This is a genomic window from Rhizobium phaseoli, assembly GCF_003985125.1.
In the GTDB taxonomy this organism is placed as follows: Bacteria; Pseudomonadota; Alphaproteobacteria; order Rhizobiales; family Rhizobiaceae; genus Rhizobium; species Rhizobium phaseoli.
This window is the reverse complement of record NZ_ML133566.1, coordinates 43,459-60,105: the sequence shown is the minus strand read 5'-3', so window position 1 is coordinate 60,105 and position 16,647 is coordinate 43,459. Positions and strand designations below refer to the sequence as shown.

31 protein-coding genes, 1 tRNA gene and 1 pseudogene are annotated in these 16,647 nt (G+C 56.9%); 25 read left to right on the top strand and 8 right to left on the bottom strand.

Annotated elements, in window-relative coordinates:
• Window positions 1–60: 60 nt before the first annotated feature.
• The 6 genes from EFD56_RS03390 to EFD56_RS33670 all read left to right on the top strand — a co-directional run bounded on the left by EFD56_RS03390 (window position 61) and on the right by EFD56_RS33670 (window position 3,365).
• The gene (locus tag EFD56_RS03390) at window positions 61–267 is read left to right on the top strand and encodes a helix-turn-helix transcriptional regulator (RefSeq protein WP_126904655.1); all 207 of its coding nucleotides are present in this window, start codon (window positions 61–63) and stop codon (window positions 265–267) included.
• A gap of 10 nt (window positions 268–277) precedes the next feature.
• Window positions 278–493, top strand: coding sequence for a hypothetical protein (locus tag EFD56_RS03385; protein WP_126904654.1), 216 nt, complete (start codon window positions 278–280; stop codon window positions 491–493).
• Entirely contained in the window at window positions 490–783 is a 294-nt protein-coding gene (locus EFD56_RS03380; protein ID WP_126904653.1) for a winged helix domain-containing protein, read from the top strand. The genes EFD56_RS03385 and EFD56_RS03380 overlap by 4 nt, the downstream gene beginning before the upstream one ends.
• 178 nt (window positions 784–961) lie before the next feature.
• The gene (locus EFD56_RS03370) at window positions 962–1,477 is read left to right on the top strand and encodes a hypothetical protein (protein ID WP_126904651.1); all 516 of its coding nucleotides are present in this window, start codon (window positions 962–964) and stop codon (window positions 1,475–1,477) included.
• On the top strand, window positions 1,474–2,985 hold the full coding sequence (locus EFD56_RS03365) for a YfjI family protein (protein ID WP_126904650.1): 1,512 nt from the start codon (window positions 1,474–1,476) through the stop codon (window positions 2,983–2,985). The genes EFD56_RS03370 and EFD56_RS03365 overlap by 4 nt, the downstream gene beginning before the upstream one ends.
• Entirely contained in the window at window positions 2,982–3,365 is a 384-nt protein-coding gene (locus EFD56_RS33670) for a hypothetical protein (protein ID WP_126904649.1), read from the top strand. The genes EFD56_RS03365 and EFD56_RS33670 overlap by 4 nt, the downstream gene beginning before the upstream one ends.
• A 325-nt stretch (window positions 3,366–3,690) precedes the next feature.
• Here EFD56_RS33670 and EFD56_RS03355 read toward each other — a convergent pair whose 3' ends face one another.
• A complete protein-coding gene (locus EFD56_RS03355; protein ID WP_126904648.1) occupies window positions 3,691–4,524 on the bottom strand; it encodes a hypothetical protein in 834 nt (277 codons plus the stop codon).
• 159 nt (window positions 4,525–4,683) lie between these two features.
• Between EFD56_RS03355 and EFD56_RS03350 the strand changes: the two genes are divergently transcribed.
• The 7 genes from EFD56_RS03350 (at window position 4,684) to EFD56_RS03320 (ending at window position 7,236) form a co-directional block, all read left to right on the top strand.
• The gene (locus tag EFD56_RS03350; RefSeq protein WP_126904647.1) at window positions 4,684–4,905 is read left to right on the top strand and encodes a hypothetical protein; all 222 of its coding nucleotides are present in this window, start codon (window positions 4,684–4,686) and stop codon (window positions 4,903–4,905) included.
• Window positions 4,906–4,977: 72 nt separating this feature from the next.
• Window positions 4,978–5,172, top strand: coding sequence for a hypothetical protein (locus EFD56_RS03345; RefSeq protein ID WP_126904646.1), 195 nt, complete (start codon window positions 4,978–4,980; stop codon window positions 5,170–5,172).
• Between the two features lie 102 nt (window positions 5,173–5,274).
• Complete coding sequence (locus EFD56_RS03340; RefSeq protein ID WP_126904645.1) at window positions 5,275–5,658, top strand: hypothetical protein; 384 nt, start codon at window positions 5,275–5,277, stop codon at window positions 5,656–5,658.
• A gap of 15 nt (window positions 5,659–5,673) precedes the next feature.
• Entirely contained in the window at window positions 5,674–6,189 is a 516-nt protein-coding gene (locus EFD56_RS03335; RefSeq protein WP_126904644.1) for a DUF7338 family protein, read from the top strand.
• Window positions 6,189–6,473 carry a hypothetical protein gene (locus tag EFD56_RS03330; protein ID WP_126904643.1) on the top strand — a complete coding sequence of 95 codons (285 nt, stop codon included), beginning with the start codon at window positions 6,189–6,191 and terminating at the stop codon, window positions 6,471–6,473. The genes EFD56_RS03335 and EFD56_RS03330 overlap by 1 nt, the downstream gene beginning before the upstream one ends.
• On the top strand, window positions 6,463–6,759 hold the full coding sequence (locus EFD56_RS03325) for a hypothetical protein (protein WP_126904642.1): 297 nt from the start codon (window positions 6,463–6,465) through the stop codon (window positions 6,757–6,759). The genes EFD56_RS03330 and EFD56_RS03325 overlap by 11 nt, the downstream gene beginning before the upstream one ends.
• Before the next feature lie 120 nt (window positions 6,760–6,879).
• Entirely contained in the window at window positions 6,880–7,236 is a 357-nt protein-coding gene (locus EFD56_RS03320) for a hypothetical protein (RefSeq protein ID WP_077990279.1), read from the top strand.
• 532 nt (window positions 7,237–7,768) lie between these two features.
• On the opposite strand, the gene EFD56_RS03315 is transcribed toward EFD56_RS03320, so the two are convergent.
• Window positions 7,769–7,966 (bottom strand): hypothetical protein, encoded by a 198-nt coding sequence (locus EFD56_RS03315; protein ID WP_126904641.1) that lies wholly within the window; start codon window positions 7,964–7,966, stop codon window positions 7,769–7,771.
• Between the two features lie 52 nt (window positions 7,967–8,018).
• Window positions 8,019–8,309 carry a ribbon-helix-helix domain-containing protein gene (locus EFD56_RS03310; protein WP_077990276.1) on the bottom strand — a complete coding sequence of 97 codons (291 nt, stop codon included), beginning with the start codon at window positions 8,307–8,309 and terminating at the stop codon, window positions 8,019–8,021.
• A gap of 251 nt (window positions 8,310–8,560) precedes the next feature.
• On the opposite strand from EFD56_RS03310, the gene EFD56_RS03305 reads away from it, so the two are divergent.
• Entirely contained in the window at window positions 8,561–8,821 is a 261-nt protein-coding gene (locus EFD56_RS03305) for a hypothetical protein (protein WP_126904640.1), read from the top strand.
• An 87-nt stretch (window positions 8,822–8,908) separates the two neighbouring features.
• Here EFD56_RS03305 and EFD56_RS03300 read toward each other — a convergent pair whose 3' ends face one another.
• Together EFD56_RS03300 and EFD56_RS03295 are read right to left on the bottom strand one after the other, a co-directional pair.
• Window positions 8,909–9,391 carry a hypothetical protein gene (locus tag EFD56_RS03300; RefSeq protein WP_126904639.1) on the bottom strand — a complete coding sequence of 161 codons (483 nt, stop codon included), beginning with the start codon at window positions 9,389–9,391 and terminating at the stop codon, window positions 8,909–8,911.
• Between the two features lie 15 nt (window positions 9,392–9,406).
• Window positions 9,407–9,823: a hypothetical protein gene (locus EFD56_RS03295; RefSeq protein WP_245440564.1), complete on the bottom strand. Its 417-nt coding sequence runs from the start codon at window positions 9,821–9,823 to the stop codon at window positions 9,407–9,409.
• A 316-nt stretch (window positions 9,824–10,139) separates the two neighbouring features.
• On the opposite strand from EFD56_RS03295, the gene EFD56_RS03290 reads away from it, so the two are divergent.
• The gene (locus EFD56_RS03290; RefSeq protein WP_126904637.1) at window positions 10,140–10,550 is read left to right on the top strand and encodes a hypothetical protein; all 411 of its coding nucleotides are present in this window, start codon (window positions 10,140–10,142) and stop codon (window positions 10,548–10,550) included.
• 25 nt (window positions 10,551–10,575) lie between these two features.
• Here EFD56_RS03290 and EFD56_RS03285 read toward each other — a convergent pair.
• Window positions 10,576–10,803, bottom strand: a pseudogene (locus EFD56_RS03285) (helix-turn-helix domain-containing protein); the annotation flags it as partial.
• Between the two features lie 64 nt (window positions 10,804–10,867).
• On the opposite strand from EFD56_RS03285, the gene EFD56_RS03280 reads away from it, so the two are divergent.
• The 9 genes from EFD56_RS03280 (at window position 10,868) to EFD56_RS03240 (ending at window position 14,928) form a co-directional block, all read left to right on the top strand.
• Complete coding sequence (locus EFD56_RS03280) at window positions 10,868–11,080, top strand: hypothetical protein (protein WP_126904635.1); 213 nt, start codon at window positions 10,868–10,870, stop codon at window positions 11,078–11,080.
• A 22-nt stretch (window positions 11,081–11,102) separates the two neighbouring features.
• Complete coding sequence (locus EFD56_RS03275) at window positions 11,103–11,450, top strand: hypothetical protein (protein ID WP_126904634.1); 348 nt, start codon at window positions 11,103–11,105, stop codon at window positions 11,448–11,450.
• Window position 11,451: 1 nt separating this feature from the next.
• Window positions 11,452–12,336: a hypothetical protein gene (locus tag EFD56_RS03270; RefSeq protein ID WP_126904633.1), complete on the top strand. Its 885-nt coding sequence runs from the start codon at window positions 11,452–11,454 to the stop codon at window positions 12,334–12,336.
• Window positions 12,333–12,584, top strand: a complete 252-nt coding sequence (locus EFD56_RS03265; protein ID WP_126904632.1) for a hypothetical protein — start codon at window positions 12,333–12,335, stop codon at window positions 12,582–12,584. Before EFD56_RS03270 ends, EFD56_RS03265 begins: the two co-directional genes overlap by 4 nt.
• Entirely contained in the window at window positions 12,584–12,832 is a 249-nt protein-coding gene (locus tag EFD56_RS03260) for a hypothetical protein (protein ID WP_126904631.1), read from the top strand. Before EFD56_RS03265 ends, EFD56_RS03260 begins: the two co-directional genes overlap by 1 nt.
• Window positions 12,833–13,025: 193 nt before the next feature.
• Window positions 13,026–13,565 (top strand): hypothetical protein, encoded by a 540-nt coding sequence (locus EFD56_RS03255; RefSeq protein WP_126904630.1) that lies wholly within the window; start codon window positions 13,026–13,028, stop codon window positions 13,563–13,565.
• Between the two features lie 96 nt (window positions 13,566–13,661).
• Entirely contained in the window at window positions 13,662–13,880 is a 219-nt protein-coding gene (locus EFD56_RS03250; RefSeq protein ID WP_126904629.1) for a hypothetical protein, read from the top strand.
• An 8-nt stretch (window positions 13,881–13,888) separates the two neighbouring features.
• Entirely contained in the window at window positions 13,889–14,560 is a 672-nt protein-coding gene (locus tag EFD56_RS03245; RefSeq protein ID WP_126904628.1) for a Panacea domain-containing protein, read from the top strand.
• A gap of 2 nt (window positions 14,561–14,562) precedes the next feature.
• A complete protein-coding gene (locus tag EFD56_RS03240; protein WP_126904627.1) occupies window positions 14,563–14,928 on the top strand; it encodes a hypothetical protein in 366 nt (121 codons plus the stop codon).
• Window positions 14,929–15,017: 89 nt separating this feature from the next.
• Here EFD56_RS03240 and EFD56_RS03235 read toward each other — a convergent pair.
• Window positions 15,018–15,093 (bottom strand) — tRNA-Ala (locus tag EFD56_RS03235).
• 150 nt (window positions 15,094–15,243) lie between these two features.
• A complete protein-coding gene (locus EFD56_RS03230) occupies window positions 15,244–15,627 on the bottom strand; it encodes a TIGR02300 family protein (RefSeq protein WP_012482165.1) in 384 nt (127 codons plus the stop codon).
• 330 nt (window positions 15,628–15,957) lie between these two features.
• On the opposite strand from EFD56_RS03230, the gene cmk reads away from it, so the two are divergent.
• A complete protein-coding gene (gene cmk, locus EFD56_RS03225; RefSeq protein ID WP_126904626.1) occupies window positions 15,958–16,605 on the top strand; it encodes a (d)CMP kinase in 648 nt (215 codons plus the stop codon).
• Window positions 16,606–16,647 lie beyond the last annotated feature (42 nt).

Here is a 16,647-nt window from a genome sequence, read left to right as displayed (position 1 = left end):
TAGGACTGCAATCCTCCTGTGTGTCCGCATTTGTCGCGGCGTTGCATTGCAGGAGCAGCCATGTCCAACACTACCCATCGCCAGATGCTTCGCACTCAGGGAGCTGCAGAGTATCTGAACCTATCAGTCTCCACCCTCAACAAGCTTCGCCTAACCGGCGACGGCCCTTCCTATATGAAGCTCGGCAAGTCAGTCGTCTATGATCCGGCGGACCTCGACGAGTGGCTTTCGTCCAAGCGCCGCCGCTCCACTTCGGTCGCAGCGTGAGGATGCGGCCATGACGAAAACAACAAACCCGGCGGCGCGTGCAGGCGCCATCCGGGTTCTGAAAGTCAAGGCTTTTTCCAGCAGCATCGACAATCAGAACCCTACCGAAATGTCGCCCGAACTTCAACCGTCACGCGCTGTTCTTGCGCTGATGCATCGGGCCTCGATCTCGATCCACCATGCTCGTGTCGTGTGCGAGCAGCAGGGACTGGGAGGCGCCGCATGAGCAAGAAGCGCCTCACCATCAGCGCTCGCATCCTTCCAGACGGCAAACCTATCAAGGTCGTAGGCAGAGAGGCTTGGGCACTCCAGAATCTGGCCGACGCCGGCGCCGCCGGCTGCACCCCAATTGACCATCCCGGCCCGCGGTGGTCCTCGTACGTGCTCGACCTTCGTGGCATGGGCTTTGTCATCGAAACGCTCCATGAAGCACATGGCGGCCCGTTTGCCGGGACACATGCTCGCTACGTCCTTCACTCGGAAATCGAGATCCGGACCGAGGGGGAGGCGGCATGACCAGCGCTCCGAACCATGAACAGAAGGTCGTTACCGCAGCTCAGTGGCTCGCCGATCAGAAGGAGCCGCCAGCAATGGTGGTTCCGACGATCCGGGACCGCTTCGGACTGTCCGTACTGGAAGCATGCGACGCCTGCGCACTTGCGCAGAAATACAGGACCATCCGGAGGGCGTTCGGATGATCGGTGAGCATACTCTAAAACTCGAGCCGATCGGCGCCGGGCAGTTCCTCTGGCTTCATCGCCAAGGCGTGAGCGCTTCGCTCCTCGCCTCCATGAGTCCTATTCAGGTAGCCACTGGCTATAGCGACGCGGACGGAAAGTTCGAACCCGGTCCCGGAGAGACGTTCGTCGTTTTTGAAGAACCCGAAGACCTTATCTTCTGGCAGCCGAAGACGGGCGAATTGCTGACGTGGAATGGTCGGTCCTTCGCGCTGAACGAGGCGCACATCTGGAACCCGGCGACCTACAGCTTCGACGCCAACCTGAACATCTTCTCTGATGTTCTCGATTGGCTCCGGGCCGATTGCGACGGCGTTGTCGTGATCGACTGGTCGCGGGCTTTCGATCAATTGCGAGAGGCGCCACGCGTCGCCATCGCTGAAAACCTTCTCAAGACATACCGGACGTCGATGCAGCCGCGGCGAATGCCGACGCTCTCCGTCATCCCCAATATCGAAAGGCGCGCTGCATGAATGCCCCGACAACCATCTCCATCGCCGACTACGAGCGCGCCAAGAATGACTGGCCCACGCCCGATGCCAGATACCTTCGTTCCGATATTCCGGAGCCCCCGACCCTCCCCTTGGAAGACGTGTTCTCTCCGCGATGGGCTCAATGGATGCGGATCGCCGCGGAAGCAAAGGCAGCTCCGCCGGATTACGTCATGGCCGCTGTTCTCGCATGCTGCGGATCGCTCGTCGGTAACGCCCGTTGGGCCAACCCATGGCAGGGGTGGGCTGAACCCCCTGTCCTCTGGGCTGCCGCCATCGGATCGCCGTCGAGCTGCAAGTCGCCCGCGCTGGACGCCGTCCTTGGCCCGCTGAAGGCCGTCGAGCGGTCAATGCGCGCGCCGTGGGAAACATCGATGGCTGATTGGCGCCAACGTGCCGAAATCGCGAAGCTCGCCGAAACTGCATGGAAGGATGATGTCAAAGCCGCCCTGAAGGCAGGAAAGAAGGCTCCCGCTCGGCCGGATGGCTGCGATGCAGGCCCCGAGCCGAAACCCCTCCGGCTGTCAGTGACTGATACCACCGTGGAGAAGCTTGCGCTCATCGTCGGCGATCAGCCCCGCGGGACGCTTCTTGCGCGCGACGAACTGGCCGGGTGGCTGTCCGCCATGAACCGCTATTCCGGCGGGTCGGACAGGCCGTTCTGGTTGGAGTCATACGGCGGCCGCAGCTACACGGTCGAACGTATGGGTCGGGACTCTGTGTATATCGGCCATCTTACGGTCGGCGTCTTGGGAGGCATTCAACCGGACAAGCTCCGCCCTCTCCTCACCGGGAACGACGACGACGGACTGCTCGCGAGGCTGATGCCGATCTGGCCGAATCCCGCACCCGTGAAACGTCCGGATGCCGTATTGGATGAGGCCTTCATCGAGGACGCGATGCGCATGCTGCTTTCGCTCCAGATGCCGATCGATGAGCACGGCGGCCTTCGCCCCTGGTTCGTTCCGTTCTCGGACGACGCGAAAGGGCTGCTCGATCAATTCCGGGAAGACGTCCGACAGTGGGAGAGCAAGGCCGAAGGACTCCTGCTTTCTTTCGTCGGTAAGCTTCCGGGTCTCGCAGTCCGCATTTCCCTGGTGCTTGCGATGATGGACTACGCAAGTGGAGAAGCGCCGGAACCCGCTCAGATCTCGATCGCGCACTTCGGACGAGCTGCCCACTTCATCGAGTCCTATCTCCTTCCGATGGCGCGGCGGGCATATGCAGACGCGTCCGTTTCCACCAAGGATCGGTCGGCTCGCAATCTGGTCAAGCTGATCATCAGCCAGGATATGAGGCAGTTCAGCACGCGCGACATCCTGCGCATGGACCAGAAGGGTTTCTCCACTGCATCGGAATTGGATCCGCTGATCAAGATTCTGGAAGAAGCCGATGTCCTTCGACAGGCGCCATCCTCTTCGTCGCCTCAGGGCGGGCGCCCTGCGAAGGTGTTCCTCGTCAACCCGGCCATTCATGGGAGGAAGTCATGAGCAAGTGGCTCCAGGCTGCAAAACAGCACGGCACCCGTGCTGACAAAACTGACTTTACTGACAAAACCTTTCCTGATGACGCACGCGAGGAGGTTTTGTCAGTTGTGTCCGTCCTGTCAGGAGACCCCTTGCCTACCGTCCAGCCGGCCGGCAGTCCCGTGCGTGAACTGATAGAGGCTCTTCAGTCCGACATGGATCTCTACGCAGAGGCGCTGCGCACCCACGGCCCCATGTCCTACGGCCAGGCAATGGACGTCCTTGGCTGGGGCGCCACCAGAGCAGGACAGGCAGAAACCGATCTTCGCGACGCTGGCCGCATCGCGTTCAATAATTTGGGCCGCGCCGTCCTCTCTTCGAACAGCATGGAGTGGAACCAATGAAAGTATTGCCGGTACCGATGGCGCCGGACGAAATAATTTCGATCCGAGAGGCCGCATACAGAGCGCGCGTGTGCACCAAAACCATTCGGCGATGGGTTAAGAGCGAGGGGATCGGACGGCAGTCCACGCATGGCGCTCCATTACAAATCTCAGCCGTGGCGTTGGAAATGAAGGTTTGTGGTGACTATCAAGCGCTGGAGTTATTTCGCGGGAACCATCGTTCAGACCCGCATGTGCAGTTCTACCTCTCAAGAGTTGGTGTAATGGGATAAGTGAGCACGTTGCCTCATTGGATGCACCTGAACGGCGGCAACCACTAAGAAACCTAAAGCCCGAGTAGCGCCTTGATGGCGTTCGCAATTGAAACCATCGATCCCACAACAGGTAAAAGCGCGACGATTTTCGTCCAAGCGTCCAGGATGAGTGATTTGTCAGGTTCTGAGCTTTTTGCTTCATTTTCGATCGTTCGAGCCAATTCGATCGCGGGACCATTGCCCGCGTCTTCCGCAATGGCCCTTAAAAGCCCCAACTCATTTGCCACGATTCTCGGCGCATCAAGACTTGCTGTCTGGGTTACCGATGCGTGGTCCCCCCGGATGATACTGATATTACCGACGGGCGCGTTCACAGTTATAGTCTCGGCTATTTCAGTTGCTCGCTTTTTAACGTCTTCTCTAATCTCAGTAGTCATGTTCAGCGTTACCTTCTCGTAGGCTCGGTAATACTCTATATCATCTTCTATCTTCGTTATCTGCAAACTCGCAAATGCTGCGCAATTATAAGTAAATAATGCGATAAATGCAAAATTAACGCTCATTACAAGTAAAGAAACAAGCCCGAATACTAGATCACCGGATGCCGCAGCACTTACGGAAATTACGACACTTACTAAAAACGAAAGTGCGTAAAATATAGCTGCCACCATAAAAAGCTTAGAGAATGCTCTTGTTATCGACTTTAGGTTAGCAAGATAAAGCCTTGATTGTGAATTGCGCGATTTAATCAGTTGCTCGTCTGTTTTTCTTTCATCTTGGCTGCCATCGTCGCCTTCATATTGCGCCAAGTCGGGATAAAGCGTCCGAGTCGAAGAATACTTCGACGGATCGAACTTGCTGAAGTCCCCTTCATAGTACTTTTCTCTCCTGCCTTTTGTTGCCATTCCCTCCCCCAAAGGAATCTTGCCTCTAATAATTGAGCTTAGAAGTGGCATTTCAGAATTTATGCTCGCCTTCAGCAGACTAAACAAGTCAACAGATGTCCAATCCCGAAAAAGTCAGCGCATCTTTATGGTTTTGCCAGTTCCTTTCGGAGATGGCCCATGAACTTGATCAAGTCTCGCGACCCTATCGTGCCTATCATGCTCAAGGGTGGCCGCGTCACGGCGACGTTTAGGGAAGCCCTGTTCGACGCCGCAAGACGTGAGGGAATGTCCGCAAACGAGTTCGTCCTGCAGGCCGCGGCCGAAAAGCTCACGGCATCCGGACGTCACTTTTCCGGCATATTTAGCCCCGGTGACCTCGATACGGAGCGGAGTGCCTGAAATGCCGACGCTCAACAACAGGGCAAGCGCGTGAAGGTGGATCATGGGCCGGGGTAGTAAGAAGGGTCTCGCATGCAGGCATTGATGCAGATGCAACCGATAAAGGGGATCGACGACCCGTCACGGATCCGCGTGGTTATTTTTGTGAACGGACAGATGCTTCACGTCGCCTTGCCTGAGCTGCTCAAAGCCCAGCAGTCGACTCTGACCGATCTCGAAGCGAGGGTGGCTGCGCTTGAAAGCGCTTCTTCCGGGCCGCTTCCGTGAATCAATACCTGGGTGTAGCGGGCAATTTCACCAGTTATGTAACGTGTTTCAGCGTGTCGAAGGACTGTGCAGTCCGAGAACTTAACGAGGACGGACCTCTCAATGTCAGTAACCTTGAACTACCCTGGCGGCATATCTCAGCCCGATTCTATTCGATTGACGGATACTGCGGTCACCCAAATTGGGGATGCCGCTGAGAATGACGCCATCACGCTTTCTGCGTTCGCCATTGCGAATGATGGAGCGGCCGCGAAGACAGTAACGCTTTACTGGTTCGACGGTAGTACCCAGTTTCTTATTTGGAAGAAGTCCGTCGCCCAGAACGACACTGCTATGGTGGCCGACCTGCCGATCCGGCTCCGGAAAGGGAATGAGATCCGGGTGAAAGGTGACGCCGACGTGTGGGTCACGTTGATCTACTCGTTCAACGTCCCCTACGCCGCTTCCCCCAATCAGGCTCCTGCGGGGCAAATTGCGTACAGATGAGGCGGCGGTGCAGCGATGATGAAATCTGTTCTGCGCTACCTAACGTTCCTCCCGGCCAATCTTGTCTTCGTGCTGCTGGCCTATCTCTTGTCACCGCTGCTCGCGGCGCTGTCGCTTATGATTGGCGCAAAGCTTCCAAGCTTCCTGCAATGGTTCTCGACCACGGATGCTGATCTTGACGGCGGCATTGTCCAGAACGTGGCGGGCTACAAGGCTGGCCTGAAAGGGCGGAGGCTCTGGTGGCAGCGTACATGCTGGATCTGCCGAAACCCAGCCCACGGCTGGCAGTCCGAGCTATTGGGTATGCCGGCGGCAGGCAGCGTCATTGTCCGCCAGGCGATCAGCGAGACCCCTAAAAATCAGTGGTACGTGATGGAGACGGCGAGGGGCACGCGCTTCTTTTGTTGGAAGCGAGATCAGCCGCTGTTCGGTGGCTTCTACCTGAAGATCTGGCTGGGCTGGGTGAACAAATCCTACGACGGCCGGAACCATCACTACGCATTCCAGCCTGGCCTGAAGCGGAGGCGGTAATGGCACGAAGCATCCTGGAGAACCGCATCGTCAAGTTGGAAGGCCACAATCCCGTCAGACCTTACGAATACCTCACTGACGAGGAATTGGACGCAAGGCTTGCCGCGCTTGCGGCGACGATCGAGGCCGTAGTCGGCATGGGACTCGCAGACTACGCTGAAGCGCTGTCCGACGCTTTGAGCGCAGGTGAGCCTCTCCCTAACGGGATGACGAAGGTGGAAATCCAGAGCCTGATCGGATCATTTCGCAATGTAGCGACCACGAGGAGCCTCCATGGCCAGTAGCCTTCTCCCCCGCCTGAACAAACTGGAGCTGATCGCTGGCCCCAAGAAGCAGTATCCGAAGGTCGTGCGTCTCGTCGTGAATGAGGACGAGGAACAGGACGCTTATAGACGGGCTGCGGAGATGGGCTTGGATACGAGCCCCGAGAGCAAGGACATCCTCATCATCCGCCTTATCGGAGCGTCGCCTCAACGGCGGGCGAGTAAAGACCCGGCAATGACCGCAATTGCGAACGAGCATGTCTCCGCGCTTCTGGCGGCTGTCAACGGGAAGACCCGCAGCAAATGAATGCGGCTTCAGACGAAGCACAAATAGAAAACAATCAGAGAAAATCGACTTATGCCAAAAGGTGGAGCACGAGAAGGAGCAGGCCGGAAGCCGGGAACGCTCAATCAGCGTTCGGCGGAGATGGCTGCTGACATCCTCGGATCCGGGAAATCACCCCTCGAATATCTGCTGGAGGTAATGGTGGATGAGAACGCCGACCAGAAGCGCCGGGACTGGGCTGCCGAGAAGGCCGCCGCGTTTATCCATCCTCGACCGGCGCCGACGCCTCGTGCGGTTCAGTTCCAGCTTCCGACAATCGACACGGCCAAGGACATGCCCGGAGCCATCGCTGGAGTCTTGAAGGCGGTGACGGAAGGGGAAATATCGCCATCCGAGGCTCAGAGCGTCGTTGCTATCATCGAGGCCCAACGAAAGGCCGTCGAGACAACGGATCTGTTGGAGCGCATCGAAGCATTAGAAGGTCGCGTCACGAGATAGCCGAATGACAACCCAGTGCGAAAGGCGTTTGTCCTACAGCACGTTAATATGGGTTAGCACAGGAAAATCAGTCGTGACGAAAGAACGGCGCCGTTTGGCGCCATTCTGCATTAACGCCGCGATCAGCGCGACCAAGTCGTCGTAGCCTCGAACAGGGGGCCGAAGTGAAGTCGGTACAGGTCGAACGCATGCCGAGTGGCCGCAGAAACAACATGTGCCGGATATTCGTAGGTGAGAGTGCCAGCCGGGCCGGTGATAGTGATTTTGTGAATCATAAGATTGCTCCTTGAGGTGTGCAGCACTGTTGCCGCCGCAGCTATTTAGGTTTCAGCGAAATCCGCTCCTCGCCGGCGTTCGATGCCCTCTAGCTCGCATGGTAACGGGCGCAATCTGCATCGATCCGAGGCTTGTTGCCGAGATCCAATACGGAGGGCTGGACGCATGGCGGGACAACCCTCATATAAGGGGCTGAGGGAGGAGCAGGACGACGAGGCGGTTTATGAGATTGCGCAAGCGCCCGCCCTCTCAGATCTCACGTGTCGTCATCTTCCATGTCCGCGATGTCCTCAGCCAATACTTCAGCGTGCTCAGACAGAATAGCCGCTACGTTGTCGAGAAGCATCGCGAGGTCGGGGTCGCTGTCGAAAAGTTGTTCCTGCTTAGCCTTCAGCTTTCCGATATAGAAATTGTGGATATGCAGTGAACCGGTCATCTGCGGGAGGGTTGGCATGCTGATGCTCCATTTCGGGTTCGCACGACGGGTGCTCCGAGGATAGCGCGGCTCAGGCACTCCCATCAACATCGCCATCTTCGTCCAACTCGTGCACCGGCAGATAGGTGTTCTTCTCCATCCACTCCCTGACGATAAACCTGATCATGTCATTGCGCGTCTTGCCGAATTCGCCGGACAGATCCCGCAGAGCTTCTTCCATGTCGTCGTCAAATGCGATCGATCCGGAGTTTCGCAACAGTAGCGCGGTGCGACGGAGCATGATCTGCAGGTCCGGCCGGGAAACATCTGCGATTCGATTGGCAGCGTCTTCGAGCAGTGTGGCGGTGTCGATAACGGTCATAATGCGTCTCCAGGCTTGGCTCCGCGCAAGATGTCGGCGGCCCGTTTCAGCCTCCATCATGACGGCGGATGCCGATCGACGCCACACCTGAAAAGGCTGGATGTTGCACTGACTAAACCGACAAAACCGACAGAACGGGTTCTGTCGGTAAAGTCAGTTTTGTCAGCGCCGGCTACGAGTTTTTCATGCGTCCCCTTGCTGAATTCGGCTGACTCTAAGTCCGTCAATCAGACGCAAGGTAGGAGCCCAACATGGCAGAAGTGAGCGTAAGGCTGAGAGCGGTGCAGGACTGCGAGGTGGAGGGAGTGAGACTGCAGCCGGGGGACTTCGCTGGCGTCCAAAATTCTCGCCCATCCGTAAATCATCCTAACGGTCAGAAGATTGAGTACGTCCTGCACACCGTGGCGCCGGTTCGGCAAGGTGACGCCATTGTCACCGAGGGCAAGACGCTCAATGTCACGCCGCTCGTCGAGAACGGTACGATTGCCGTCGTCGATCGCTTCAGTGAGTAACCGACACAGCCGGGAAACCGGTTTAGTCAGTAAAGTCGGTTTTGTCGGTTACCCTTGAACCAGCCCGCGGCGCCGCGATTGCGGTTGTCACTCAACGTGCCTCGCGCGTTCGAACAGCCCACTCGTCGATGGCGGCGCCTGATATTCGCTCATGGCCTGTTCAAAGCTGGATTGCGCTGCGATGAACATCGTGAAAGGACGTGTCGTCCGGAATCCCTCTATTTCTCCTACGAACACACCTGCTTTCACAGCGGCTTCCTTTTTCGCTGAAGCGTCGGTCATCACATATTCCAGGTATTGGTTCCACGCGAAGTGGCCATTGGTTGAAGGGAATTTGAATTTGTACATCTCGGCTTTGTAGAAGCGCATCATCCGAGTGCGTAAGAAGAGCCAGTAGGCCAGCCAGAATTTGAGGAGCGACAGGAGCCCCACGAGCGGGAGCCCAATCCAAAGAATGGCGAGTGTGGCAAGGAACGGCACGGATGGCTGCTGATCATTTAGTAAGGTGGCAAGGCAAGCAACCACAAGGTCGATGAAGATGTAGAACGACCAGATAACAAAGGTTCTCACAGTCCCCTCCGGTCGCTACCCTGCACAGGTGTTGATGCCGTCGCGGACAATCAGCGCCCACTTCGGCCCGAGGGTATCCCTTGCAGAAAGCGCATTCTGGCTTCCAGGCTCGCCTTCCTTGAACATTCGAACGGCAAGATCCTGATTGTGCCCGCCAGTCACGAACGTTGGGCCAGGATTGTAGACCGTATTGCCGCTGTAGTACCCCGTGTTTCCATAGACCGTTGCCGTTCCGGTCGTCGAATAGGAACCAGGCATCTGAACAACCCGCGTTGTATCAGCGCCTGCTTGGCCAACGATGATGTAACGGTCATATCCAGCTTTGATTGTCTCAATCGCAGCCTGTTTCCCGGCGACCTTCATTGCGCCCGTATCGCCACAGATCGGCGCCGCTCGCGTTTTGATGATGATTTCGTTCTGAGCAGTACGCATCGAACTGGACGCCGCACACGATGACAGGGCGCCGGCTGCCAGCGCGAGCAATATCGATAGCCTCATAAGTCTCCCCCTAACTTCTTCGGCCAGCCTAAGATTCGGTTGCATTTTGGCAAGAGGAAATCATGGGAGGTTGAAAATAAGTCTGAGTGACTAAACTGACAAAACCGACAAAACGCTAGTTTTGTCAGTAAAGTCGGTTTTGTCAGCTTGGTTGGGCGGGGGATGTGGGTGATAAAGCGTCTAATTGCAGCATCGGATTGTCAGTTTCTGTCATTCCTTGCTAAGCTATGCCCACCAATGGGGATGTAAGATGGAGACTGGCATCGAAGCTCAGCCAGTATTTGCGATTGTTGCGGGACTGTGGGCGGCAACAAACGTGGTGTTTGTCGCATCCCAGGCGCTGAATGAGCGGCGCGATACTGTTTTGTCCGGCTACAACAAAGACAGACAGCTCAGCATCAAACACCGCCGACTAATCATGATGAATGACTGGCTGCCAATGACAGTGGCGACGGGTATCGCATGCGTCATCTTCTGCGGCTTACTACTTGCGAGCCCGACGATATTTGGCCTCAGGCTTGGCAAAGCGGTCATATGCTATGCTCTCAGCTCGATTCCCATAATTGGCGCCGCAAGTTTGCTGTATGGGGCTCTCCACGAATATCGCCTCATGAACGAGGTTCTGGCTGCCGAGGAGTCCAAGTCGGATGAGCTTCTGTAAAATGCGTGAGCCGCCATCATTCCGGCTTAGCTAGACGAACTCCCGCCCCGCCGCCGTTCTGGGCAATGAACGCGACACCGGCCGCTTCGAGGCTCTCCCGGAGGTCGACCAGGGTCCTTTCATAGGGCGCCCTCTTCCCGGCCTCAAAGTTCGCTATCGTCGCTTTCGCTACCTTCGACGCCACGGAGAGTTGATCCTGCGACCATCCCAAAAGGGCACGAGCTGCGCGGCATTGAGCTGCAGAGAGACACAAAATAAATAACCTTACATCAAAAGTGTTGACTTGGCGCCTGTGATAAGCTTATATCAAAAGTGTAATGTTTGAACAAGATGGACGGAGCGAAGTGAAACCCTTCAGCGCATATCCGGAAGACAGAGCAAAGTTGCTGGGCTTGTCGAAGGCCGTCCTCGACGACGACAGGTCATCGAAAGAGGCATTTGTCCTCGCCGAACTTGTACAGGCCATCCTGGAAGATGAGCAGTGGGGCTTGGACCGCGGCGTCTGGAAAGCTGGCGACTTCACCAACTGAAAGAAACACTGGAGATTGAGCGATGCAGGACAGTGTGATTCTGGCCGCCGCCGAAGGCATGCCTAAATTTGACCGCGCCGCCATCATGTCCCATGCGTGGAAGCTCTACCGCCGAGACTGGGCGAACGCCCGCCCGGCCAATGCCCAAGCCCGTCGCAAGTCACTCTCGCGCTGCCTCAAGTCCGCATGGATGACTGCGAAATGGAAGGTCGCTGAAACCTTAAAGACCCTTCAGCAACGCGCAGCCGACCGCGTGCTGGAACTGAACATCGAATTGATGCGCATCGATGCTCGCCCCTGGCGGATGCGGACCAGCGCAGACCGAGCCGACATTCTCGACCAAATCGCAATCGTGAAAAGGAGCGCCTGAGATGGCAACCAAAACCCTTCGCAAAAAAACCGTTTCCGACTTCGGGCGCTCTGCCCCGACGTGCGAGAACGAGGAACCATGCTTAGTTGGGTCGCCTCCGCTCCACGAGGGTCCTTCCTTCATCAAGAAGAAGCGTGAAGACGGAGGAGGCTACGACTATTGGGCCGATGTACCCCGCAGCGGCAACTACAGCGCCGATGCGGACCTCGGGCGGCGCCTCGCGGAGGAATTCATCGCCTTCATCGGCAAGCACCATAACGTCGGCAACGCCTCGCTGCTCGGCTCGATCATGCTCGATATGGAGGCGGGCGCCACACGCGGTCATAAAGTCGGCTTTATGAACACCGTCAATAAGTACGCCATGGCTGGCGGGTATCTATCCCAACTACCGCGAGACGAGGAGCAGGAATCAAGTAAGCCGACACACGATCCACGTCCGGAAGCAGTGCTGAAATTGGATGGATTGCTTTCTGAAGCTGCCGCTCTTTTGCGCGCAAACGAAGATCTGCAAATCGCTCAGGTCGCGCTCAATGAGCACGGCATCCACACGATGTACAAGATTCCCGGCTTCACAAAGCCTGATGCGTTGCGCGACAAAATTATCGCCTATCGAGATGGCCTAAGGGCTTTCCGCGAGTTGCCAATCGAAACCTTCACGAAGGAAAATGAAGATCAAATCGCGGCGGATATGTACGAGAAACATGAAGACGCGCTGCGGGAATGGAAAGGCGCCGCTCCGAGCCGAGAAGGCGCAATTGAGGCGCTGAAGCTTTTTACCGAGATCGACGTCTTCGAAGGGGATTTCCGCTCTGACGGCACACTCGCTCAGACGTTGCGACTGGCTGCGCTGAAGTATCTGGAAGGCCTCGAAGGGGTGGTAGCATGATGAATATTCTTCCCCACGAGACTGACGGCAAGTTCGACCTCCTGATCGACACCGGCCGCGGCGCCTGGATCTCGATGAGCAAGACTTCTCTCCAGCAGCTTTTGGAGAGGTTCGACGCCGCGTATCCGAAATACACGGAATGCACCCGCGAGCAGCTCGTCGAGCGCTGGCAGGCGGCGGAGGTGATTCAGCGAACGCACGCCGCGCTGGTCGCCAGCAACCCAGTGCAGGCAAGGGAGGCCGCGTGATGCAGCGTAGAACTTTCCTGGGTGGAATTGCCGCCGCCGCAGTTCCGGTCACAGCGGCTGCCGCGGCAGTCAAAGAGATGTCCGCCATGGAGCGTGCGGAGTTTCATGCCAACGCCCTTTGCGACGCAATGGCAGAAATGAGCCCGGACCGCAAATGGCGAAAAGCCATCGATTCCGAGCATTCGTTTGTTCTAGTCGTGGGCGATGCGCGCCCGCGCACTGTCGTGGAGCAGGAGCAATCATCATGAGGGCTTCAAAGCTGCTCGCCATCCTTGAACAGACCTCTCCGGAAAAGCTGAGGGAAATCCTCGAAGAGATTAAAGCCATGAAGGCCGCAAAGTGAAATTGGGGGGCGGCTCTTCGGGGTCGCTCCCGCCATCGCGGTATTGACGACTCGTTCCTTTCCGTTCAGCTTCTGGTTGGCGGCACTGAGAGGAACGAATGTCTGAAGACCAGAAGCCGCCGCATATCCGTCTTGCAGTCGAAAACGATCAACGCGAACTGGATCGGCGCAATGCCGAGTTAGATCTGCATTGGCCCTTGAAACGATTGGCTGCCAACGTCATTCGCATAGTCCGAGGCGCCGGCCGCCCTGAGGAACTTGGGCGCCAATGCGCGGATGTCGTGCAAGCCTATCGCGACTACCATGAAGCGCTTGGCGAATGGCCAAGCTCCTATCTCATCGGGGACACGCTATCCATCCGTCATCGCGAATATCGAGCGAAGACTGATCGAGCCTGGGAGTGGGAAGACGCCATACATCAGATGGTGGCTGGGGGTCTGCAGGTGGCGGCATCGCAACTGCTGGGGCAGAACACCCAGCAACGCGCTGGTGAGTCCGAGATGTTTGACGGGCTCCGGGTGATCGAGAAGCAGCGCAGTGAAAATGCGGCCGCACGAATGCAGAAGCCTAAGCCCAAGCCGAAAGCGAAGAAGCCAGGTAAGCGCCGCCAAAAGCCAGATGATGACTTCGCCCTATGAGACGGATGACCGCTCAACTGATCGTGAGTTCCGATAATGTAGGTTTTCGGAAGTTAGAAAAACGTGGCAAGGGCTGCAAAATGTGGAGGTAACGAAATGTTCTATGCAATTCGGCGTCGCGCCGGCTCAGATCGACAAACACTCGTCGAGTTCGCAAAGAAGGCCGACATGGATGCTACCAGCGTATCTAAGGGGAACGTCTACTCGATTGTCCCAGCTAAAATTGCCCGCGAATGGGTGCGAAGAGGCCGCGAACATGAGACGGGCCTTTATCTGGACGGTGGTTCTATTCGCTATGCCAATCCGTCCAACTGATCCCATTCGTGAAGCGGCCGCCCATAGGCTTACGCAGAACACTCGAAGATTCGGCCGAGCGACTCAAGAAAGCGATTCAAATCAACAGCTTAAGTAAACTATTGATTCAATTTGTTTTTCAACCTATATTTTCCCCTATGGCACCGACCCCCAGATACATTCCGAACGCTTCCAAGGCAATGGAAGTCATCCTGTGGATTGCAAACGCAAGTCCGGGATTCGACGTGTACCAATTAGTAAAGTCCGCTTTCTTTGCGGATAAATACCATCTCTCGCACTACGGACGTCCGATAAGCGGTGACACGTATCAGGCCGCTCCGTTTGGGCCGCTGGCTACCGTTGTTTATAATCTTCTTCGACGCGACCCCATCGAGATGATAGCGCTGAAAAGCAACGGCGACCTTCCGTTCGAAGTTGATCAACGCCACAAGGTCAGGGCCGCACGTGAAGCGAATGGAAGGATGTTGTCGGGCACGGACGTCGAAGCCCTCCAGTTCGGGGTCGATCATGTTAAGAACCGTACATTCGACGACATCTACCGAGAAACGCACGACGATCCGGCCTACATAAACGCCGGCGGCGGTCCGATGGACTATAGAGATTTCCTTGACGAGTCGGACCCGGACAAGGTCGAAAAGACCAGTTTGATTGAAGAGACTGCCCGCTATGCTATCTTTTGAAGATGGCACTTCAGATCGGCGATGTGATTCGGGTTTGGGATAGGTGGACTAAACCGCCTAAAGAAAAGCGACATATCTGTATATGTCCTGACGGCCAACTCTTCCTGCGCATAAACTCAAAGGCTCTATTCCCTCCGCATCTGATGATCAGAGCCGTCACGACGAACTTCCTTGATCACGACAGCTACGTCGAGCTTCAGCAGTTGATTCGGCTGTACGCGAGCGACATAAGCGAAGCCGAAGTTATCGGGCGACTGAACCTAACTCACGTCACCGCACTCACGATTGCCGTGGGTCATTGCGAAGCCTTAAGTGGCGAGCTGAAATCGCTCATCACAGATCGGCTGAAAATGATCAGTATGAAATAGCGGCGCTTCCCTGGTGCTTCCCCCACGGATTAAGCAAGAGATTGGCGCGGCGACCGGCCACCTAAAGCTTTATAATCATTGAAGAAATTTGGTGGAGCTAAGCGGGATCGAACCGCTGACCTCTTGCATGCCATGCAAGCGCTCTCCCAGCTGAGCTATAGCCCCATCAAGGTTGTCCGGCTGAGCGCCGGTCCTGGGATACTCCGGAGGGCGTTGCCTCTGGAGTGGCGGCTTATTACTTCCGGTTTTCGGAGATGGCAAGCCTAAAAAAACCGGCCCGGAGAATTTTTTCCTCACCGGGCCGAAATGCAGTCGTCAGACTTCGTCTTCGTCGCCGGTCACGCCGATGATGTCGCTCATGTCGTCATCGTCATCGTCTTCGTCGGGTGTGAGGAAGGTATCGTCGTCGTCGTCGCCTTCGATCTCGACATCGTCGTCGCCCATATCCGGAATGTCGTCGCCGCCGGCGGCGTCATCGGCATCTTCCAGCGAAACCAGTTCGACTTCGGTGTTTTCGGTATCGACTTCCGCGACCTCGTCCTCTTCAGCGGCATCGGCGATCGCCGAGGTTTCCTCGAAGAAGGACAGGGGGTAGGACTTGCCGGTATAAGGAGAAACGATCGGATCCCGGTTCAGATCATAGAACTTCTTGCCGGTTTCCGGATCGGTGCGCTTGGTTCCAAGTTCCGCTTTCGCCACTATAAGCCTCGTGAGAATGGCCGAATCCGCGATTCGGCAAAATGCCGTTCAAGCCGGCGTTCCATCGGAATTTATAAGCCGGTCCCCTTAATCGCTGCGGCTTCCCATGTCAAAGCCAAACTTTACGATCGGAGTGCCGGGTATTTCAGGTTCTGGCAGATGCCCGGCTGGCGGGTCTCTCGCAGCGAGGCGCGGCGGCCGCGGGAACGGGCGGCGGCGGTCGCCGCAAATGGCAGGCTTGCGAAGGAAATGCCGCGCCTTTACAAAGCATTATGCCACGTGTGGCTCCGCTTAGGGGCCCCCTAAGCGCCGTGCTCCAGGATGGATCCCATGACGACGAAGACTTTCACCATCGCCATCGACGGCCCGGCGGCGGCCGGCAAGGGGACGCTTTCGCGCCGTATCGCCGAGCAATATGGCTTCCACCATCTCGACACCGGCCTGACCTACCGCGCCACCGCCAAGGCGCTGCTCGAGGCCGGCCTGCCGCTTGACGACGAGGCGGTGGCGGAAAAGATCGCGCGGGAGGTTGAACTTGGCAATCTCGATCGCGATATGCTTTCGCAACACGAAATCGGCGAAGCCGCCTCGAAGATCGCCGTCATGCCGGCGGTGCGCCGGGCACTCGTCGAGGCGCAGCGGCGGTTTTCGGAAAAGGCGCCGGGCACGGTGCTCGACGGGCGTGATATCGGCACGGTTGTCTGCCCGGATGCGCCGGTGAAGCTCTATGTGACGGCGTCGCCGGAGGTGCGCGCAAAACGCCGTTACGACGAGATCGTCAGCCGAGGTGCGACGGCGGATTTGGACGCGATCTTCGAGGACGTCAAGCGGCGCGACGAACGCGACATGGGACGGGCCGACAGCCCGTTGAAACCAGCGGTCGATGCGCACTTGCTTGATACGTCGGAAATGAGTATAGAGGCCGCGTTTCAAGCCGCTCAATCGATCATCGATGCGGTCTTGAGCCGAAATGCCTAAATTGAAGCGATTTTGCGTGCCAAGAGCCCCACGTCGCTTTTA

Coding starts and splice junctions, on each gene's coding strand:
- EFD56_RS03390 (WP_126904655.1), top strand. CDS start 61: ATGTCCAACACTACCCATCGCCAGATGCTTCGCACTCAGGGAGCTGCA.
- EFD56_RS03385 (WP_126904654.1), top strand. CDS start 278: ATGACGAAAACAACAAACCCGGCGGCGCGTGCAGGCGCCATCCGGGTT.
- EFD56_RS03380 (WP_126904653.1), top strand. CDS start 490: ATGAGCAAGAAGCGCCTCACCATCAGCGCTCGCATCCTTCCAGACGGC.
- EFD56_RS03370 (WP_126904651.1), top strand. CDS start 962: ATGATCGGTGAGCATACTCTAAAACTCGAGCCGATCGGCGCCGGGCAG.
- EFD56_RS03365 (WP_126904650.1), top strand. CDS start 1,474: ATGAATGCCCCGACAACCATCTCCATCGCCGACTACGAGCGCGCCAAG.
- EFD56_RS33670 (WP_126904649.1), top strand. CDS start 2,982: ATGAGCAAGTGGCTCCAGGCTGCAAAACAGCACGGCACCCGTGCTGAC.
- EFD56_RS03355 (WP_126904648.1), bottom strand. CDS start 4,524: ATGGCAACAAAAGGCAGGAGAGAAAAGTACTATGAAGGGGACTTCAGC.
- EFD56_RS03350 (WP_126904647.1), top strand. CDS start 4,684: ATGAACTTGATCAAGTCTCGCGACCCTATCGTGCCTATCATGCTCAAG.
- EFD56_RS03345 (WP_126904646.1), top strand. CDS start 4,978: ATGCAGGCATTGATGCAGATGCAACCGATAAAGGGGATCGACGACCCG.
- EFD56_RS03340 (WP_126904645.1), top strand. CDS start 5,275: ATGTCAGTAACCTTGAACTACCCTGGCGGCATATCTCAGCCCGATTCT.
- EFD56_RS03335 (WP_126904644.1), top strand. CDS start 5,674: ATGATGAAATCTGTTCTGCGCTACCTAACGTTCCTCCCGGCCAATCTT.
- EFD56_RS03330 (WP_126904643.1), top strand. CDS start 6,189: ATGGCACGAAGCATCCTGGAGAACCGCATCGTCAAGTTGGAAGGCCAC.
- EFD56_RS03325 (WP_126904642.1), top strand. CDS start 6,463: ATGGCCAGTAGCCTTCTCCCCCGCCTGAACAAACTGGAGCTGATCGCT.
- EFD56_RS03320 (WP_077990279.1), top strand. CDS start 6,880: ATGGCTGCTGACATCCTCGGATCCGGGAAATCACCCCTCGAATATCTG.
- EFD56_RS03315 (WP_126904641.1), bottom strand. CDS start 7,966: ATGCCAACCCTCCCGCAGATGACCGGTTCACTGCATATCCACAATTTC.
- EFD56_RS03310 (WP_077990276.1), bottom strand. CDS start 8,309: ATGACCGTTATCGACACCGCCACACTGCTCGAAGACGCTGCCAATCGA.
- EFD56_RS03305 (WP_126904640.1), top strand. CDS start 8,561: ATGGCAGAAGTGAGCGTAAGGCTGAGAGCGGTGCAGGACTGCGAGGTG.
- EFD56_RS03295 (WP_245440564.1), bottom strand. CDS start 9,823: ATGCGTACTGCTCAGAACGAAATCATCATCAAAACGCGAGCGGCGCCG.
- EFD56_RS03290 (WP_126904637.1), top strand. CDS start 10,140: ATGGAGACTGGCATCGAAGCTCAGCCAGTATTTGCGATTGTTGCGGGA.
- EFD56_RS03280 (WP_126904635.1), top strand. CDS start 10,868: ATGTTTGAACAAGATGGACGGAGCGAAGTGAAACCCTTCAGCGCATAT.
- EFD56_RS03275 (WP_126904634.1), top strand. CDS start 11,103: ATGCAGGACAGTGTGATTCTGGCCGCCGCCGAAGGCATGCCTAAATTT.
- EFD56_RS03270 (WP_126904633.1), top strand. CDS start 11,452: ATGGCAACCAAAACCCTTCGCAAAAAAACCGTTTCCGACTTCGGGCGC.
- EFD56_RS03265 (WP_126904632.1), top strand. CDS start 12,333: ATGATGAATATTCTTCCCCACGAGACTGACGGCAAGTTCGACCTCCTG.
- EFD56_RS03260 (WP_126904631.1), top strand. CDS start 12,584: ATGCAGCGTAGAACTTTCCTGGGTGGAATTGCCGCCGCCGCAGTTCCG.
- EFD56_RS03255 (WP_126904630.1), top strand. CDS start 13,026: ATGTCTGAAGACCAGAAGCCGCCGCATATCCGTCTTGCAGTCGAAAAC.
- EFD56_RS03250 (WP_126904629.1), top strand. CDS start 13,662: ATGTTCTATGCAATTCGGCGTCGCGCCGGCTCAGATCGACAAACACTC.
- EFD56_RS03240 (WP_126904627.1), top strand. CDS start 14,563: ATGGCACTTCAGATCGGCGATGTGATTCGGGTTTGGGATAGGTGGACT.
- cmk (WP_126904626.1), top strand. CDS start 15,958: ATGACGACGAAGACTTTCACCATCGCCATCGACGGCCCGGCGGCGGCC.